The sequence below is a fragment of the Streptomyces sp. NBC_00239 genome, assembly GCF_036194065.1.
Taxonomy (GTDB): domain Bacteria; phylum Actinomycetota; class Actinomycetes; order Streptomycetales; family Streptomycetaceae; genus Streptomyces.
Map to the genome: position 1 here is coordinate 3,375,761 of NZ_CP108095.1, position 17,717 is coordinate 3,393,477.

Sequence of the window (17,717 nt, forward strand, 5' to 3'; positions counted from 1 at the left end):
TCCCACAGGGGTCCGACAGCGCTCCCGGCCTTTCTCACCAGGCGGGACCGGCGGGCACGTAGGTGCCCCACACCGTGCGCAGCGCGTCACAGACCTCGCCCACCGTGGCCCGGGCCCGCAGCGCCTCCTTCATCGGGTAGAGGACGTTCTCCGTGCCGGCGGCCGCCTCCTTGAGCGCCTCCAGCGTCCGGGCCACGGCCGCCCCGTCCCGCTCGGCCCGCAGCCGTGCCAGCCGCTCGGCCTGCTGCGCCCCGATCGCCGGGTCCACCCGCAGCGGCTCGTACGGCTCCTCCGCTTCGAGGGTGAAGCGGTTGACGCCGACCACGACCCGCTCGGCGCTGTCGGTCTCCCGCGCGATCCGGTAGGCGTTCCGTTCGATCTCGGCCTTCTGGAAGCCCTGCTCGATGGCCGCGACCGCGCCGCCCTGCTCCTCGACCCGTGCCATCAGGGCCAGCGCCGCCGCCTCCAGCCCGTCGGTCATCGCCTCGACGACGTACGAGCCGGCGAACGGGTCGACGGTCGCCGTCACGTCCGTCTCGTAGGCGAGGACCTGCTGGGTGCGCAGCGCGAGCCGGGCCGATTTCTCGGTGGGCAGGGCGATGGCCTCGTCGAAGGAGTTGGTGTGCAGCGACTGGGTGCCGCCGAGCACCGCGGCGAGGCCCTGCACGGCGACCCGCACCAGGTTGACCTCGGGCTGCTGGGCGGTGAGCTGGACGCCGGCGGTCTGGGTGTGGAAGCGCAGCATCATCGACTTGGGGTCGCGGGCCCCGAACTCCTCCTTCATGACCCGGGCCCAGATCCGGCGGGCGGCACGGAATTTGGCGACCTCCTCCAGGAGGGTGGTGCGGGCCACGAAGAAGAAGGACAGCCGGGGCGCGAACGCGTCGACGTCCATCCCGGCGGCGACCGCGGTACGGACGTACGCGATGCCGTCGGCGAGGGTGAAGGCGATCTCCTGTGCGGGCGAGGCGCCCGCCTCGGCCATGTGGTAGCCGGAGATGGAGATGGTGTTCCAGCGTGGGATCTCGGCCCGGCAGTAGCGGAAGATGTCGGCGGTCAGCCGCAGCGAGGGGCCGGGCGGGAAGATGTACGTTCCGCGGGCGATGTACTCCTTCAGGACGTCGTTCTGGATGGTGCCGGTCAGCTGCCCGGCGGGCACGCCCTGCTCCTCCCCGACCAGCTGGTAGAGCAGGAGCAGCAGGGCCGCGGGGGCGTTGATGGTCATCGAGGTGGAGACCCGGTCGAGGGGGATCCCGCCGAACAGCACGCGCATGTCGTCGATGGAGTCGACGGCGACCCCGACCTTGCCGACCTCGCCGTGGGCGAGCGGGGCGTCGCTGTCGTAGCCCATCTGGGTGGGCAGGTCGAAGGCCACCGACAGCCCGGTGGTGCCGTGCTCGATCAGCTGCCGGTAGCGGGCGTTGGACTCGGCGGCGGTGCCGAAGCCGGCGTACTGGCGCATGGTCCACGGGCGGCCGGTGTACATCGTGGGGTAGACCCCGCGGGTGTACGGGTACTCCCCGGGCTCGCCGAGCTGCTCCCGGGGGTCCCAGTCGCGCTGGTCGCCCGGCCCGTACACCTGCCGGATGGGCAGGCCCGATTCCGTCTCGCGCGCCATGTGCTGTACCTCCGTGAAGGGGCCGGGTCACGTCCTGGCAACATCGTCGAGCCGTTCGCAACCATGCAGGTCCGAGCAGCATCCATTAGGTACACACGCAGATTTCGGGGGAAGAGCGATGCGCCGTAAGTCCGTCATAATCCACACGATCGCGGCAGTCGCGGCGGTCACGCTCGCGTCAGGCTGCAATCCGCAGGCCTCCGCCGGGGCCGCCGTGTCGGAGCCGACCGGTGCCGGCACGCCGTCGGGGTCGGCCTCGGGTCCGGCCCCGGGGTCGGGCTCCTCGGACGGCAAGCCGGGCGGATCCGGCGCCCCGTCGGACGCCGCGTCGCCGTCCGCCCCCGCGACGGGGGTGCTGATGAAGGACGGCACGGAGAGCGAGCAGGTCCGCGAGCTGCAGGCGCGCCTGAAGCAGCTCGGCCACTTCAAGCGCAGCCCCACCGCCTTCTACGGGTCGATCACGAGCACCGCCGTCAAGGCGTTCCAGAGCGGGCAGGGCCTGCCCGCGACCGGCTCGGTGAACGACGCGACCTGGCAGAAGCTGCTGGGGCTGACCCGCGAGCCGACGGAGAACGAGCTGCGGCCGCCGACCACCAACGAGCTGGACACGCCGGACCCGCGGTGCCTGACCGGCCGGGTGCTGTGCATCAGCAAGGAGAGCCGCACCCTGGCGTGGATGATCGACGGCAAGGTGGTCTCGGCGATGGACGTCCGCTTCGGGTCGGAGAACACCCCGACCCGCGAGGGCCTGTTCAGCGTGGAGTGGAAGGCCCGCAAGTGGACCTCGACGATCTACCACACGCCCATGCCGTACGCGATGTTCTTCAGCCGCGGCCAGGCCGTGCACTACTCGGCGGACTTCGCCGCGCGCGGCTACGCGGGGGCCTCGCACGGCTGCGTGAACGTCCGGGACAAGGCGAAGCTGTCGGCGCTGTTCGACCAGGTGAAGACGGGCGACAAGGTCGTCGTCTACTGGTGACGGAGGGGGGCGCGAGCGGGGCCGGGGGAACGTGCCCCGCTCGCGCCGGTTGCGCAGAGCCCAGGGGTACGGGGGGAACCCCGGCTCATGCGCGGCCGATGACCAGTCGGCTCACTAGGTACTGCGCCGACCGCTCGAAAAGTGTTACAGCCGTGTGCACGAATCCGATGAACCGTTTCGCCACCGCGTCCGTGCCCCTCCCGAAACCGGTCCGCCCCCCCTGTTTGCAACGGCGGATTGCAGCGCCGCCAGTGCCCTGACGCGCAACCCGCAGCCTCGCCGGCGCCCTGGGCATGACCAGCCTCTCCGGCGTTTGAGGAGCGGGTCCGGGCAGAGCCCGGCAACCCCCTCGCCCCCTCCAGCCCCTCCGGCGCTTGAGGAGCGGGTCCGGGCGGAGCCCGGTGCCCGGCGCCAGCCGGGTTGTTCGTTGGGGCTCCGCCCCAAACCCCGCGCCTCAAACGCCGGCGAGGCTGGGTGTTGCGCCCGAGGCGCCGGCGATGCTGGGCATTGCGCCCAAGGGCGCCGGCGAGGCTGAAGATGGCCCGCTCAGGCTGAGGCGCACCTGAAACGCCGACGAGGCCGGGGGCTGCCCGGAACGGCGTCGGCGAGGCCGGGGGCTGCCCGGAAGGGCGTCGGCCGAGCCGGGCGGGCTGGGACGCGTCAGGCCGCGGGGCGGCCGAAGCCGAGGGTGGGGAGGGTTCCTTCGCCCGGCGTCGTGCCTCCCGGCGGCTTCTGGAGGATCTCGTCGCCCGGATCCTTGCCACCGTCACGCCCGCCGTCCCCGCCACCGGAACCCGAGCCGCTCGACCCGCCGCTCCCGCTCCCGGTGTCACCGGCGCCACCGCCGAGCAGCCGGTCGCAGAACTTCTCCACCCGCGTGCCGCGGGCCGCCCGCTCCAGCAGGCTCTTGCGCTCGCCGTCCAGCCGCCCCGCCCGCAGTTCGCGGCACCAGCCGGCCAGCTTGGTCGCGCTCTCGGTGCCGCCGGCCGTGCCGTCGGTGCCGCCCGCGTTCCGGTCCCGGTCGCGGTCCTTCTCCTTGGCTCCGCCGTCCTCGCCGGGGCTGGGGCTGCCGCTCCCGGTGCCGGGCGAGGCCGTGTCCGCACCGCCGATGGGGCCTTCGGTGACGCGCAGCGGCTCGGCCGGCTCACCCGTGCCGGGTTCCTCGTACCCCGGGCTGCCCGAGGGCCGCGGCGCGGGGTCGAGGGTCACCGAGACGGACGGGCCGGGGCCCGCGACGACGCGGGGGCCCGGGAGCAGGCCGGTGCCGGCCGCGGCGGCGACCCCGCCGATGGCGACGGCGGCGATCGCGGCCGCGAGGCCGAGCCGCAGCGGGCGCCGGATCCGGCCGGGCAGCGGCGCGGCGTGGGCGGACTCGGGCAGTACGCCCAGGCGGACGGTGAGCAGGTCGTCGTCTACGGGGGCCGGCCGCGGCGCGGCGACGGCGTGCACGGCCCGGAACGCGGCCAGTGCGGCCGCCTCGCCGGGGAGTTCCCCGGAGCCGGCGGCGGGCATGGCGGGGACCAGGGAGTCGAGCGCGTCCGCAAGGCGCGCCGCCTCTTCCCGTACCCGCGCGGCTCGCCCGTCCGGCGCACGGCCGTCGGGACCACGCCCGCCCGGCCCGTACCCGTCCCGCGCGTGGGCGTCGGCGGGGTCGCCGTCCGCCGCGGGCCCGCGAACGGCGCGCAGGGGCGTCCGGAGATCGTCCTGTGGGTGACGGCGTCCGGCGGGCACGACCGGTTCGACGGGTTCGCCGCGCAGCAGTTTTTCCGCTGCGGCTCCGTCAAGCCACTCGTAGCGATCGTCGGCCATCACATGTCCTTCTGCGTACGCCAACGCGATTGCGTCACACCCGTGCGCTCCGCGGGACCGTCGCGATGTGCGCGGGGCGCCGGTACGGCGTCCAGGTCCCGGCTGTCCCCCTGGCCTCCGGGGCCCCCGGAGTCACCGGGCGCGCCGTGGCCTTCCGCATTATCCCCGAACTCGCTGCCGAGCATCTCGGCGAGCCGCTTGAGGCCGCGGTGGGCCGCGGTGCGGACCGCGCCGGGCCGCTTGCCCAGGGTCTCGGCGGCGCTCTTGGCGTCGAGTCCGACGACAACGCGCAGCACCACGGCCTCGGCCTGGTCCTGCGGGAGCCGGGCGATGAGGGCCATGGTGCGTCCGGTGGAGAGGGCCTCCATGGCCTCGACGGCCGTGTCGGAGTCGGCCGCGCGGCCGGTGAGTTCCGTCTCGTCGCCGCCGACGGCCGGCCGGCGGCCGCGCATCCGGACGTGGTCGAGCGCCCGGTTGCGGGCGATCCGGGCGGCCCAGCCCCGGAACCGGTCGGCGTCGCCGCTGAACGAATCGAGGTCGCGGGCGATCTGCAGCCAGGCCTCGGACGTGACGTCCTCGGCCTCCGTGTCGCCCACCAGCGTGCGTACGTACCCAAGCAGGCGCGGGTGCACCGCGCGGTACACAGTCCGGAAGGCGTTCTCGTCGCCGCACTGCGCCGCGAGCACCGCGGCGGTCAGCTCCGCGTCGTCCCCCAGCAAAGTCCCCAACCCGTTCACTGTGTCCTGTACGTCCTGCGCAAATCAGCACGTTACGGCTTTCAAGCACCTCTCGTCCACGAGTTGTACAACCAGCAACCATTCATGCGCGAAGCGGGGTGTGACAGAAAACGCATCCACGGCGCTGACACATGTACGGGCTTGTCGCACGAGCCCGTAACGGACGGCGGCCGGGGCCTCTCCTGTGGGGGGTGGCGGCCTCGGCTGTCGCTCCGGACCCTCCCGGTCGTTTCACGCCTCCCCCGCCCTCCTCTTAAGGGTGAAATCCGCGTATCCGTACGACGGCTCCCCCCGGCCCTCGATAGCGTGGCCGCACCCCCTGTCGCGTACGCCCCGAGGAGTCCCCCGCTGTCCAGCCACCTCCCGGCCCAGGTCCGCGGCAGCTCCGGGCTCGCCCGTTTCAACGCCGCGGCCGCGCAGGCCGCGGAAGAAGCACTGCTGCACTGCTGCGGCAGCCGACGCTGGGCGCACCGGCTGGCCGCCCACCGACCGTACCCGGATCTGGGCGCCCTGCTGGCCGCCGCCGACGAAGCGGGGTACGACCTCTCCCCCGCCGACCTCACCGAGGCGCTGGCCGACGAGTCGTCGGCGGAGCTGCACCACGGCGCGCCGTACGCCGCCCACCTGGCACTCGGCGCGGCGCACGCGGAGTACGAGCGGAAGTTCGGGCACGCCTTCGTGATCTGCCTGGACGAACACCCGGCCGAAGAACACCCGGATCAGGTGCTGGCCGGAATCCGCCGGCGGATGGCGTACGAACCGGAGGAGGAACGCGCGGTCGCCGCCGACGAGCTGCGACGACTCGCCCGGGGCCGCCTCGTCGCCCTGATTGATGGAGTAGGCACCGAATACCTGAATTGGGCTGATTTCAGCCTGTCGGATAGTCCGTCCGTGCCTGTTTGATCACACAGGAGGCCCCCGGGCGAAGGAACCGACAAGTCGTCGCTACGATGTCCGGGGCCGGAGGACCGTACCCGGCCGGGCCCGACCGACAACGAAGCCGGCTGGCCCCCGCCCCGCTTCCGGAGGGTTTTCCGTGCCGGCTGGAACGTTGTACCGCGGCCGGGAAGGAATGTGGTCCTGGGTGGCTCATCGAGTCACCGGCGTCCTCATTTTCTTCTTCCTGTTCGTACACGTCCTCGACACCGCTCTCGTCCGCGTCTCTCCCGAGGCGTACGACGATGTCGTGGCTACCTACAAGACTCCGATCGTCGCGCTGCTGGAGTACGGCCTCGTCGCCGCAATCCTGTTCCACGCGCTCAACGGTCTCCGTGTCATCGCCGTGGACTTCTGGTCCAAGGGCCCGCGCTACCAGAAGCAGATGCTCTGGTCCGTCGTGGGCGTCTGGGTCGTGCTGATGGCCGGGGCCCTGTACCCCGTGCTCGGCCACGCGGCTGCTGAACTGTTCGGGAAGTGACGCACATGTCTTCTGACACCTCTTCCGCGATCGGCGACGTCGAGGGCGTGAGCCTCTACGACGTCGACAACCCGGCCCCGTACATCGAGGCACCGCGCAAGCGCACCGGCAAGACGCCGCGCTCGACCCGCGGCAACTTCGAGATGGTCGCGTGGCTGTTCATGCGTCTCTCGGGCATCGTCCTGGTCGTGCTCGTCCTCGGCCACCTGCTGATCCAGCTGGTGCTCGACGGCGGCGTCTCCAAGATCGGCTTCGCCTTCGTGGCCGGCCGCTGGGCCTCGCCGTTCTGGCAGGTCTGGGACCTGCTGATGCTGTGGCTGGCGATGCTGCACGGCGCCAACGGCCTGCGTACCGTCATCAACGACTACGCGGAGCGCGCCAACACGCGGCTGTGGCTGAAGGGCCTGCTCTACACCGCCACGGTGTTCACCATCCTTCTGGGCACGCTGGTGATCTTCACCTTCGACCCGAACATCCGCTAGGCACGGGCTGAGGCAACCGACTATGAAGATCCACAAGTACGACACCGTCATCGTCGGCGCCGGTGGCGCGGGCATGCGCGCCGCCATCGAGGCGACGAAGCGCAGCCGCACCGCCGTCCTGACGAAGCTGTACCCGACCCGCTCCCACACGGGTGCCGCGCAGGGCGGCATGGCCGCCGCGCTGGCGAACGTGGAAGAGGACAACTGGGAGTGGCACACCTTCGACACGGTCAAGGGCGGTGACTACCTGGTCGACCAGGACGCCGCCGAGATCCTGGCGAAGGAGGCCATCGACGCGGTCCTCGACCTGGAGAAGATGGGCCTGCCGTTCAACCGCACCCCGGACGGCACCATCGACCAGCGCCGCTTCGGCGGCCACTCGCGCAACCACGGCGAGGCCCCGGTCCGCCGGTCCTGCTACGCCGCGGACCGCACCGGTCACATGATCCTCCAGACGCTGTACCAGAACTGCGTCAAGGAGGGCGTGGAGTTCTTCAACGAGTTCTACGTCCTGGACCAGCTGATCACCGAGGTCGACGGGGTCAAGCACTCCGCGGGCGTCGTGGCGTACGAGCTGGCCACCGGCGAGCTGCACGTCTTCCAGGCGAAGTCCGTCATCTACGCCTCCGGCGGCACCGGCAAGTTCTTCAAGGTGACCTCCAACGCGCACACCCTCACCGGCGACGGCCAGGCGGCCTGCTACCGGCGCGGTCTGCCGCTGGAGGACATGGAGTTCTTCCAGTTCCACCCGACGGGCATCTGGCGCATGGGCATCCTGCTGACGGAGGGCGCCCGCGGTGAGGGCGGCATCCTCCGCAACAAGGACGGCGAGCGCTTCATGGAGAAGTACGCGCCGGTCATGAAGGACCTCGCGTCCCGTGACGTCGTCTCGCGCTCCATCTACACGGAGATCCGTGAGGGCCGCGGCTGCGGTCCCGCCGGGGACCACGTGTACCTGGACCTGACGCACCTCCCGCCGGAGCAGCTGGACGCCAAGCTCCCGGACATCACGGAGTTCGCGCGCACCTACCTGGGCATCGAGCCGTACACGGACCCGATCCCGATCCAGCCCACCGCGCACTACGCCATGGGCGGCATCCCGACCAACGTCGAGGGTGAGGTCCTCTCGGACAACACCACCGTCGTCCCGGGCCTGTACGCGGCCGGCGAGGTCGCGTGCGTCTCCGTGCACGGCGCCAACCGCCTGGGCACCAACTCGCTGCTGGACATCAACGTGTTCGGCAAGCGCTCCGGCATCGCGGCGGCGCGGTACGCCGCCGAGAACGACTACGTCGAGCTGCCGGAGAACCCGGCCCAGCTCGTGGTCGACCAGGTCGAGCGGCTGCGCAACTCCACGGGCCACGAGCGGGTCGCCGACCTGCGTCTGGAGCTCCAGGAGACGATGGACGCCAACGTGATGGTGTTCCGCACCGAGCAGACGATCAAGACCGCGGTCGAGAAGATCGCGGAGCTGCGCGAGCGGTACCACAACGTCTCGATCCAGGACAAGGGCAAGCGGTTCAACACGGACCTGCTGGAAGCCATCGAGCTGGGCAACCTGCTCGACCTGGCCGAGGTCATGGCCGTGTCGGCCCTGGCCCGCAAGGAGTCCCGCGGCGGTCACTACCGCGAGGACTACCCGAACCGCGACGACGTCAACTTCATGCGCCACACCATGGCGTACCGCGAGGTCGGCGACGACGGCACGGACTCGGTCCGCCTCGACTACAAGCCGGTCGTCACCACCCGCTACCAGCCGATGGAGCGTAAGTACTGATGGCTACCCCGACCCTGGACAAGATGGAAGAGGCGGCCGCGGCCTCCCCGTTCATCACGGTCACGTTCCGGATCCGCCGCTACAACCCCGAGGTGTCGGAAGACGCCCAGTGGCAGGACTTCCAGATCGAGATCGACCCGAAGGAGCGCGTGCTCGACGGTCTCCACAAGATCAAGTGGGACCTCGACGGCACGCTGACCTTCCGCCGGTCGTGCGCGCACGGCATCTGCGGCTCCGACGCGATGCGGATCAACGGCAAGAACAGGCTCGCCTGCAAGACGCTGATCAAGGACATCAACCCGGAGAAGCCCATCACCGTCGAGGCCATCAAGGGCCTCACCGTGATGAAGGACCTCATCGTCGACATGGAGCCCTTCTTCCAGGCGTACCGGGACGTCATGCCGTTCCTGGTCACCAAGGGCAACGAGCCGACGCGCGAGCGCCTGCAGTCCGCCGAGGACCGCGAGCGCTTCGACGACACCACCAAGTGCATCCTGTGCGCCGCGTGCACGTCCTCGTGCCCGGTGTTCTGGAACGACGGCCAGTACTTCGGCCCGGCGGCGATCGTCAACGCGCACCGCTTCATCTTCGACTCGCGCGACGAGGCCGGCGAGCAGCGGCTGGAGATCCTGAACGACAAGGACGGCGTGTGGCGCTGCCGCACGACCTTCAACTGCACCGACGCGTGCCCCCGCGGCATCGAGGTCACGAAGGCCATCCAGGAAGTCAAGCGCGCGCTCATCACGCGCCGTTTCTGACCTGACCCCTGGCCGTCTTCCGGCCGCACGAGGGCCCCGCTCCCGGTTTTCCGGGGGCGGGGCCCTCGTCGTCGTCCAAGGGCGTCTGCCCGACCCGGGCCACGGTCGCGTACGGGACGCCCCCGTCGACCTCCCGGACGGTCCCGCCGAGGGGCTGACGATCGGCGCGGAGCCGACGCGCCCGTAGGTGGCGTATCAGGGTGGGGTAGGGGGTGTCCCCGATGGGCGGGGGATCATGGTCGCGGGATTCTTGGGGCATGAAGAACTCGACCGCACACACGGCCCGTTGGATCTCCCTCGCCGCCTCCGGCGCGGCGCTCGTGGCACTGTCGGTGGGCGCCCTGCCCGCCGGGGCCGCCGAGCGGCCGTCGGCCGGTGCGGTCGCCGGCACGGTCACCGCCGGCACGGTCACCGGCTCCGGCACGATAGACCGGGGCGCGTTGCGGCAGGCGCTGGCCGGAGTGCCGGACGAGGTGATCGCCGGGGCCATGGCCCGGGTGGGCGGCCGGGACGGCCGGTGGAGAGGGACCGCGGGCGGACTGTCGACCGACCCCCAGGCCTCGCTGCGGATCGGCAGCATCACCAAGCTGTTCACCTCCACCGTGGTGCTCCAGCTGGTCGGTGAAGGCCGGCTGCGCCTGGACACCCCGGTCCAGGAGGTCCTGCCCGGCACCTTCCCGGCGCACTGGGCGCCGATCACCATCGAGGAACTCCTCAGTCACACCAGCGGGCTGCCGGCGCCGCGGTGCCTGGAGCGGGACCGGCCCTACACGCCGGCCGAGCTGGTGGCGAACGTGGCGGGGTGCGGCATCGACCCGACCCCGAAGGGGCAGATCACCCAGGTCTACAGCGGCGTCAACTACTTCGTGCTCGGCCTGGCCGTCGAGAAGGTCACCGGACGGCCGTTCGCGCAGGAGGTGCAGCGGCGGATCGCCCGGCCGCTGGGACTGCGGCACACGTACGTGCCCGCGGCCGGTGACACCGCGATACCGTCGCCCTCGCTCGCGGCGCCCACTCCGGTGGACCCCTGGCCCTGGGCCGAGGGCGGGATGATCTCCAGCGCCCCCGATCTGGAGCGGTTCCTGACGCAGCTGCTGCGCGGCCGGCTGCTGCCGCCCGCCCAGCAGAAGGTCCTGTTCGAGATGCCCGCACACGCGGAGCGCGGCTTCAGCCGGGCCGGCATGCAGTACTACCGGCTGCCCGACGGCACCGAGGTATGGGGCAAGACGGGTTCCTACGGTGCCTACGTGAGCGGCGTGTTCGCCACCCGGAGCCAGAGCCGGGTCCTGGTCTACTCGCTGATACCCACCGGCTTCCGGCCGGAGCCCAAGGAGGGCGAGCCCCGGCCCCGCTTCCCGGAGGAGCCGTACATCAATCGGATCGCGCAGGCGGCCTTCGGCGGGGCGGTCGGGCGGTGACGGCGCGGGGCGGTGACGGCGCGGGGCGGGAGGGCAGGGGTGCGGGAGGGCACGGGTGCGGGAGGGCGCGGGTGCGGGAATTCACTGGGGTGGGACGGGTGGGGGTGCCAGGATGACCGGATGATCATTTCTCATGATGTGGACGGGTCGCCGCAGGCACCCGCCGTGGTCCTCCTGCACTCGTCCGTCTGCGACCGCCGGATGTGGGACCCCCAGTGGAAGCCGCTGGCCGAGGCCGGCTTCCGGGTGGTCCGCGCCGACTTCCGCACCTGTGGCGAATCCCCGGCGGGGACGGAGCCGTACTCCGACGACACCGACGTACTCGACCTGCTGGACAGCCTCGGCATCGAGCGGGCCGCGCTGGTCGGATCCTCGTACGGCGGCCGGGTCGCGTTGCGGATCGCCTCGATGCACCCGGAGCGGGTGACCTCGCTCGCGCTGCTCTGCACGGCACTGCCCGGGCAGCAGCGGGGCCCGGAACTCCAGGCGTTCCGCACGGCGGAGGACGCGCTGCTGGAGTCCGGCGACCTCGACGGCGCGGTGCAGCTCAACGTCCGGACCTGGCTGGGGCCCGAGGCCGGGCAGGAGGCGCGGGAACTGGTCGCGCGGATGCAGCGCCGCATCTTCGAGGTGTCCCTCGCCCCGGGCGCCGGGGACCACGAACTCCCCGAGCCCGAGGTGGACCTGTCCGCCGTGACGCCCCGCACCCTGGTCCTGTCCGGGGCCCACGACGTCGCCGACTTCCGGGCGATCGCCGCCGCGCTGCCCGCACAGCTCCCGGACGCCCGTCACGTGGAACTCCCGTGGGCCGGACACCTGCCCTCGCTGGAGCGCCCGGCCGAGATCACCGCCCTGCTGCGGGAGTTCCTGACCGCCTAGCCGGGCGCGCCACCCGGGGGCGTCTCCGGGGCGCGCCTCCGGGCCGCGTCGGCTCGACGCACCGCGGGGGCGCGTCGCCCGGCCGCCTCAGCGGGCGCGGTCCGCCGACCGGGCGGCCATGGCCAGGGCGACCACCCACCCGATCAGCGACCAGCCGAGGAACAGATTGACCACGAGCACCGAGCCCCGGTTCGGCACGCTCCTCGCGAAGGCGATCACCGCCGGGATGAAGTAGAGGAGTACCAGCACCAGCAGTACTCCGGGACCCACGTTGTCCATCGCCCCAACCCCCTCTTGCGCCTGTCGGGCGGCCGTCTGCCGCCGGCCCGCGCTCGCTGCCCGGGCGCCCTGCCCCCATCGTTCGGCAGGGCGCGTGCAGCCCTTCGTACCAAGCCGGTCCGGTGGCCACCAGCGGCCCGGGCGGTGCCGACCGGCATCCGCCCCGCATCCGACCGCGACCCGCCCCGAACAGCCCCCGGCCGACCCCCGCCCCCCTTCGCGCCACCGCGCGCACTGCCGACTGAACGCGTTCAGAAGTTTCGCTTGAACGTGTTCAAAACAAGCCCTACAGTGAGTCCTGTCAGCTTTTTGAACACGTTCAAGGAGGCGGGGGGCATGGACCTCACCGTGGTCGCGTACGTCATCTACCTGCTCATCAGCGTCGGGCTCACCATCTGGGTGGCCCGCACGCTCACCAGCAACGGGCGGATCTTCATCTCGGACGTCCTACAGGGCAACGAAAAGCTCGCGGACGCCGTCAACCACCTGCTGGTGGTGGGCTTCTACCTGGTCAACCTCGGCTTCGTCACGCTCTACCTGCGGGCCGCCGACAGCGTCGAGGACGCGCGGGGCCTGTTCGAGGCGCTCTCGGTCAAGCTCGGCGTGGTCCTGCTGGTGCTCGGCTTCATGCACCTGGCCAACGTCTGGGTGCTGAACAAGATCCGCCGCCGGGGTGTCATGGAGCGTGAGAACACCCCGCCGGTCGCCCCGCAGGGCTGGACCACCCCCGCCGGAGCCTGACCGTGTACGCGGTCCGGAGCCTGACCGTCCTGTACGACGCCCACTGCCCGCTCTGCGTGCACATCCGGCAGTGGCTGCTGGGCCAGCGGTGGCTCGTACCGCTCTCGCTCGTCCCGGCCGGCTCCTTCGAGGCGCGCAAGCGCTTCCCGGCGCTGGACCACGAGGCGACGCTGCGGGAGATCACCGTGATCGGGGACGCCGGGCAGGTGTTCACCGGCACCAGCGCCTTCATCGTGTGCCTGTGGGCACTGGCCGAGCACCGGCCGAAGGCCCACTGGCTGGCCACTCCGGCCGGTCGGCCCTTCGCACGGGCCACCATGCTCGCCGCGGCGAAATACCGGGAGGTCACCCGGGCCGTGGCGGAATGCACCGACGGGGCGTGCCCGGCTCCCGGAATGCCCGGATAGGCTCGGACACCGTGACAGACACGAAGTCCCCGGATCCGAAGGCCACCGCCGCGACCGACGCCGGTGCGGCCGATGCCAAGGCGGCCAAGAGCGAGCAGACCCGCACGCTCATCCTGGAAACCGCGCTCCGCCTGTTCCAGGAGCGCGGTTTCGACAAGACGACGATGCGGGGCATCGCCAAGGAGGCCGGGGTCTCCGTCGGCAACGCGTACTACTACTTCGAGTCGAAGGAACATCTGGTCCAGGGCTTCTACGACCGGATCGGCGCCGAGCACCAGCGGGCGGTCCGGCCGGTCCTCGACACGGAGACGGACCTGCAGGCCCGACTGGCGGGGGTCCTGACGTCCTGGCTCGACATCGCGGCGCCGTACCACGAGTTCGCCGCCCAGTTCTTCAAGAACGCGGCCGACCCGGAGAGTCCGCTCAGCCCGTTCTCCGCGGAGTCCGAGCCGGCCCGGCGGCAGGCCATCGACATGCACCGCGAGGTGCTCGCCGGGGCGAAGACGAAGGTGCCGGCCGAGCTCGCGGACATCCTGCCCGAGCTGATGTGGCTCTCCCAGATGGGCCTGGTCCTCTACTGGGTGTTCGACCGCTCCGAGAACAGCGAGAAGACGCGGCGGATGGCCGAGCGCGGGGCGGCGCTGACCACCCGCGGCATCGTCCTCGCCCGGTTCCGGGTGATGCGCCCGCTGGTGCGGGAACTGCACGAGCTGTTCGACGACTTCCTGCCGGGCATGGTGCAGACCGCCGCCGCGGCGAAGACCGCCAAGAGCGCGAAGAGCGCGGCCGGTACGACCGGTACGACCGGTACGGACACCGCGGCCGGTACGGAGAGCACGGCCGGTGCGGGGGCCGGCAAGGCAGCGAAGACGGCCAAGGGCGCGAGGACCGTCAGGAGCGTACGGACCTTCAAGCGCGCCTCCTCGGCCGCCCCGGACGCCTCCACCACCGCGGAGGCCCCGGGAGCCCAGGACGCCCCGGACGCCGAGCGCCCCGGGAGCACCGCGGGCGACTGAGGTGTTCCGCCGCGCCGGTCACCCGGTCGGGGCGGCGCCGGGCCGGCCTACAGCCAGTTCAGCTCCCACAGCCGCCACACGCCGGTGCCGTCGGAGAGGAACTGCCCGCCGGTGACGGCGTCCCGGCTCACCACGAAGTCCTTCTTCTGCCAGATCGGCAGCATGGGCGCTTCCTCGGCCACCAGTTGCTGGAGTTCCCGGAAGTCGGTGGCGGCCAGCGAGCGGTCGCTGAAGGACTGGGTCCGGGTGATCAGGCGGTCGATCGCCTCGTCCTGGAAGCCGTTGTTCATGGACGAGTCGGCGCCGACCAGCGGGGCGATGAAGTTGTCCGGGTCCGGGAAGTCGGCGATCCAGCCGATCGTGTAGGCGTCGAAGCGGCCGGCCGCGTAGGCCTTCTGGAACTCGGGCCACTCGTCGACGGACTCGGTCTTCACCTTGAAGAGCCCGGTCGACTCCAGCTGCCGCTTGATCTCGGCGGCCTCGGAGATGTTCGTGCCGCGGACGTTCAGGCCGAGGGTGAAGCTCACCGGGGTGTTGACGCCGGCGTCCCTGAGAAGCTTCTTCGCCTCGGCCGCGTCCGGCTGCGGATAGGTGTCGAAGAACGGCGTGCTGTGGCTGCCGACGCCCTGCGGAACCAGCGAGTACAGCGGCGTGACGGTGCCCTGGTACGGGCCGCTGGCGATCTTGGAGCGGTCCAGGACGGCGGCCACGGCCTGGCGGACGGACCGGTCGGCCATCGGCGAGCCCTTGCGGACGTTGAAGACCATGCTGCGGGTCTCGGTGCCGCCGGACTGCTGGTAGCGGGTGTCCGCCAGCCCCGGGCGCAGCCCGGCCAGCACCTCGGGGGGCAGGTCGCGGTGGGCCACGTCGATCTTGCGGTCCTGCCAGGCCGCGTTCAGCTCCTCGGAGTTCTTGAAGTAGCGGATGGTGACCGGCGCGTGCGGGGAGTCGGCCTCGCCGAGGTACGCGTCGTTGGGCTCCAGGCGGACCTCGCTGCCCGCCGTGAAGGAGTTCAGCACGTACGGGCCCGAGCCGTCGGCCCGGTCGCCCTCGCGCAGCCGGTCGGCCGGGTAGCTCTCCCGGTCGACGATCGACGCGGCCCCGGTGGCGATCTTGAACGGGAACGTCGCGTCGCGCGTGTTGAGGTTGAAGGTGACCGTCCGGCCGTGCACGGAGATCGACTTCAGGGTGTTGAAGAGCGGCGCCGGACCCTGGTCCGAGTTGATCGCCTTGATCCGGTCGAAGGAGTGCTTGACGTCCTCGGCGGTGACCTCGCGGCCGTTGGCGAACTTCAGCCCGTCCCGGACCCCGCACTCGTACGTCGTCAGCTTCTGCCCGATGAACTTGCAGGAGTCCGCCGCGTCCGGGACCGGGTCGGCGGAACCCGGCCGGATCGTCATGAGCGACTGGTAGACGTTGCTGAACAGCGCCCAGGAGCCGGCGTCGTACGCACCGGCCGGGTCGAGGGAGGAGGCGACGTCGGTCGTCCCGACCTTGATCGCGTCTCCCGTCCCGGTGGCGGACGGCAGGAACTGCCAGGCTCCGACACCCGCGACGGCCAGGACAAATCCGGCCGCGAGGGCCCTGGAAGGAACAGACCGCATACCGCTTTAACTCCTTGTGAGCCCCACCCGCGCGCCGGTGTGTGGGTCTCACTTCGTCGGCAGCGCCTGCAACGTCGATCACTCAACCATGGAATTTTCACAATCGGAAGGGCGATTTGCCCTAGGAGTCGGGACTCAACTCTGGTATGAGGCGAGCTCGACGACGGTGATGTCGGAGGGCGCGCCGACCCGTACCGGCGGGCCCCACGCGCCCGCGCCGCGGGACACGTAGAGCTGGGTGTCCCCGTACCGCTCCAGGCCCGCGACGGTCGGGTTCGCGAGATCGGCGAGGTAGTTGCCGGGCCACAGCTGGCCGCCGTGGGTGTGGCCGGAGAGCTGGAGGTCCACACCGTGTTCGACGGCGTCGTGGATCACGATCGGCTGGTGGGCGAGGAGGACCGCGGTCCGGCCTCGGTCCCGGTCGCCGAGGGCCTTCGCGAAGTCCGGGCCGTGGCCCTCGCTCTCGCCCGCCACGTCGTTGACGCCGGCGAGGTCGAATCCGGGCAGCTCCGTACGGGCGTTCTCCAGCGGGTGCAGGCCCAGTTCGCGGACGTGGTCCACCCACTGCTGGGCGCCGGAGAAGTACTCGTGGTTGCCGGTGACGAAGAAGCTGCCGTGCCGGGCCCGCAGCCGGGCGAGGGGTTCGGCGGCCGGGCCCAGGTCGGGGACGCTGCCGTCGACGAGGTCGCCGACGATCGCGATCAGGTCGGGCTGGGTGGAGTTGACCGTACGGACGATCCGCTCGGTGTGCGCACGGCCGAGCACGGGGCCGAGGTGGACGTCGCTGACCACGGCGATGCGGAAGCCGTGGGCTGCGCGGGGCAGCTTGGCGAGGGGGACGGTGACGCGTTTTACGCGGGGGCCGCGCAGCACGCCGTGGGTACCGTAGGCGACGGTGGCTCCCGCCGCGGTGACCGCTGCCGCGGCCAGGGTTCGCGCGACGAACACACGCCGGGTCTGCGTGGCGCCTTCGGGGGCTCCGCTCCCGGACCCCCGCGCCTCAAACGCCGGCGAGGCCGGATTCGCCCCCGGCGAGGCTGGACTCGTCCCCGGACCGGGGTCCGGGGCGGAGTCCCTGTGGGTGGCGGTGGCGGGTTCGGGGACGGGTGCCGGGGTCGGGCTTGCCGGGCGTGCGCGGCGGAGCCAGACGAATCTCACCGGCTCGGCCACCAGCAGGGCCAGGACCAGGTACAGGAGCAGCGCCAGCCACAGGTAGCCCGGCCAGGACACCGCCTGCTGGACCGCGAAGGGGGCGCCCGCGCGGCCCGAGACCAGTGCGGCGACGGACAGCAGCGGCAGCGCGATCAGCAGCCAGGCGCCCGCCCGCCGGGCCCGGCCGCCGGGGGCCGTCGTGTCACGGACCAGCCGGATCCACACCCACCGGTGGACGAGCACCAGCAGGGCCAGGACGGCGAGGGCGACCAGCGCGAAGACGACGACGGTCATGCCGCGACACGTGATTCGCGCCGCAGGGTCCGCACCGAACGCAACCCGATCAGCCCGACGACCGTCCCCAGGAGAAAGGACGTGACCGCCAGGGTGAGGTGCACCCAGAAATAGGCCGTCGGGTCGCCCGCATCGTCGAAGGCCAGCCCGCTGCCGTCCTTCCACAGGTTCCGGACGAAGGACACCCAGATGAACCAGCTGAACGCCCCGAAGGCGAGCAGGAACCAGGAGGCGGCGCGGCTCAGTTTCATGCCCTCAGTATCGGTTCCGTCCCCAGGACGGACGCGTCGGGGTGGGCTGTCCCGGCATCGCTTGCGGCGGTTTGGCTCAACGGACTCGGCAACCAGCCG

The 17,717-nt window shown here is 71.6% G+C and carries 17 protein-coding genes and 1 pseudogene; 11 read left to right on the top strand and 7 right to left on the bottom strand.

Annotated elements, in window-relative coordinates; translation table 11 throughout:
• Positions 1–34: 34 nt before the first annotated feature.
• Positions 35–1,618 carry an acyl-CoA mutase large subunit family protein gene (locus OG764_RS14695; protein WP_328968880.1) on the bottom strand — a complete coding sequence of 528 codons (1,584 nt, stop codon included), beginning with the start codon at positions 1,616–1,618 and terminating at the stop codon, positions 35–37.
• Positions 1,619–1,736: 118 nt separating this feature from the next.
• Between OG764_RS14695 and OG764_RS14700 the strand changes: the two genes are divergently transcribed.
• Complete coding sequence (locus OG764_RS14700; protein ID WP_328968881.1) at positions 1,737–2,597, top strand: L,D-transpeptidase family protein; 861 nt, start codon at positions 1,737–1,739, stop codon at positions 2,595–2,597.
• Between the two features lie 660 nt (positions 2,598–3,257).
• Here OG764_RS14700 and OG764_RS14705 read toward each other — a convergent pair.
• Both OG764_RS14705 and OG764_RS14710 read right to left on the bottom strand, forming a co-directional pair.
• The gene (locus OG764_RS14705; protein WP_328968882.1) at positions 3,258–4,406 is read right to left on the bottom strand and encodes a hypothetical protein; all 1,149 of its coding nucleotides are present in this window, start codon (positions 4,404–4,406) and stop codon (positions 3,258–3,260) included.
• On the bottom strand, positions 4,406–5,125 hold the full coding sequence (locus OG764_RS14710) for an RNA polymerase sigma factor (RefSeq protein WP_328973011.1): 720 nt from the start codon (positions 5,123–5,125) through the stop codon (positions 4,406–4,408). Before OG764_RS14710 ends, OG764_RS14705 begins: the two co-directional genes overlap by 1 nt.
• Before the next feature lie 324 nt (positions 5,126–5,449).
• Here OG764_RS14710 and OG764_RS14715 point away from each other — a divergent pair, with 324 nt between their 5' ends.
• From OG764_RS14715 to OG764_RS14745, 7 genes are all read left to right on the top strand, one after another.
• Positions 5,450–6,046: a 2-oxo-4-hydroxy-4-carboxy-5-ureidoimidazoline decarboxylase gene (locus OG764_RS14715; RefSeq protein ID WP_443055934.1), complete on the top strand. Its 597-nt coding sequence runs from the start codon at positions 5,450–5,452 to the stop codon at positions 6,044–6,046.
• 133 nt (positions 6,047–6,179) lie between these two features.
• On the top strand, positions 6,180–6,560 hold the full coding sequence (sdhC, locus tag OG764_RS14720) for a succinate dehydrogenase, cytochrome b556 subunit (protein ID WP_328968883.1): 381 nt from the start codon (positions 6,180–6,182) through the stop codon (positions 6,558–6,560).
• A 5-nt stretch (positions 6,561–6,565) separates the two neighbouring features.
• On the top strand, positions 6,566–7,042 hold the full coding sequence (locus OG764_RS14725; RefSeq protein WP_328968884.1) for a succinate dehydrogenase hydrophobic membrane anchor subunit: 477 nt from the start codon (positions 6,566–6,568) through the stop codon (positions 7,040–7,042).
• 22 nt (positions 7,043–7,064) lie between these two features.
• Positions 7,065–8,819 carry a succinate dehydrogenase flavoprotein subunit gene (gene sdhA / locus OG764_RS14730; RefSeq protein WP_328968885.1) on the top strand — a complete coding sequence of 585 codons (1,755 nt, stop codon included), beginning with the start codon at positions 7,065–7,067 and terminating at the stop codon, positions 8,817–8,819.
• Positions 8,819–9,577 carry a succinate dehydrogenase iron-sulfur subunit gene (locus OG764_RS14735; RefSeq protein ID WP_328968886.1) on the top strand — a complete coding sequence of 253 codons (759 nt, stop codon included), beginning with the start codon at positions 8,819–8,821 and terminating at the stop codon, positions 9,575–9,577. Before sdhA ends, OG764_RS14735 begins: the two co-directional genes overlap by 1 nt.
• Positions 9,578–9,834: 257 nt before the next feature.
• Positions 9,835–10,995 carry a serine hydrolase domain-containing protein gene (locus tag OG764_RS14740; protein ID WP_328968887.1) on the top strand — a complete coding sequence of 387 codons (1,161 nt, stop codon included), beginning with the start codon at positions 9,835–9,837 and terminating at the stop codon, positions 10,993–10,995.
• Positions 10,996–11,115: 120 nt separating this feature from the next.
• On the top strand, positions 11,116–11,874 hold the full coding sequence (locus OG764_RS14745) for an alpha/beta fold hydrolase (RefSeq protein ID WP_328968888.1): 759 nt from the start codon (positions 11,116–11,118) through the stop codon (positions 11,872–11,874).
• A gap of 87 nt (positions 11,875–11,961) precedes the next feature.
• On the opposite strand, the gene OG764_RS14750 is transcribed toward OG764_RS14745, so the two are convergent.
• Positions 11,962–12,153, bottom strand: coding sequence for a superinfection immunity protein (locus tag OG764_RS14750; RefSeq protein ID WP_328968889.1), 192 nt, complete (start codon positions 12,151–12,153; stop codon positions 11,962–11,964).
• A 336-nt stretch (positions 12,154–12,489) separates the two neighbouring features.
• Here OG764_RS14750 and OG764_RS14755 point away from each other — a divergent pair, with 336 nt between their 5' ends.
• From OG764_RS14755 to OG764_RS14765, 3 genes and pseudogenes are all read left to right on the top strand, one after another.
• Positions 12,490–12,894, top strand: coding sequence for a hypothetical protein (locus tag OG764_RS14755; protein ID WP_328968890.1), 405 nt, complete (start codon positions 12,490–12,492; stop codon positions 12,892–12,894).
• Between the two features lie 2 nt (positions 12,895–12,896).
• The gene (locus OG764_RS14760; protein ID WP_443055935.1) at positions 12,897–13,301 is read left to right on the top strand and encodes a thiol-disulfide oxidoreductase DCC family protein; all 405 of its coding nucleotides are present in this window, start codon (positions 12,897–12,899) and stop codon (positions 13,299–13,301) included.
• Positions 13,259–14,068 (top strand): annotated as a pseudogene (locus tag OG764_RS14765) (TetR family transcriptional regulator); the annotation flags it as partial. The gene OG764_RS14760 and the pseudogene OG764_RS14765, both read left to right, overlap by 43 nt.
• A gap of 296 nt (positions 14,069–14,364) precedes the next feature.
• On the opposite strand, the gene OG764_RS14770 reads toward OG764_RS14765, so the two are convergent.
• The 3 genes from OG764_RS14770 to OG764_RS14780 all read right to left on the bottom strand — a co-directional run bounded on the left by OG764_RS14770 (position 14,365) and on the right by OG764_RS14780 (position 17,618).
• Positions 14,365–15,921 carry an ABC transporter substrate-binding protein gene (locus OG764_RS14770; RefSeq protein ID WP_328968891.1) on the bottom strand — a complete coding sequence of 519 codons (1,557 nt, stop codon included), beginning with the start codon at positions 15,919–15,921 and terminating at the stop codon, positions 14,365–14,367.
• Between the two features lie 135 nt (positions 15,922–16,056).
• The gene (locus tag OG764_RS14775; RefSeq protein ID WP_328968892.1) at positions 16,057–17,367 is read right to left on the bottom strand and encodes a metallophosphoesterase; all 1,311 of its coding nucleotides are present in this window, start codon (positions 17,365–17,367) and stop codon (positions 16,057–16,059) included.
• Positions 17,364–17,618 (bottom strand): SCO4848 family membrane protein, encoded by a 255-nt coding sequence (locus OG764_RS14780; protein ID WP_328968893.1) that lies wholly within the window; start codon positions 17,616–17,618, stop codon positions 17,364–17,366. Before OG764_RS14780 ends, OG764_RS14775 begins: the two co-directional genes overlap by 4 nt.
• Positions 17,619–17,717: the final 99 nt, after the last annotated feature.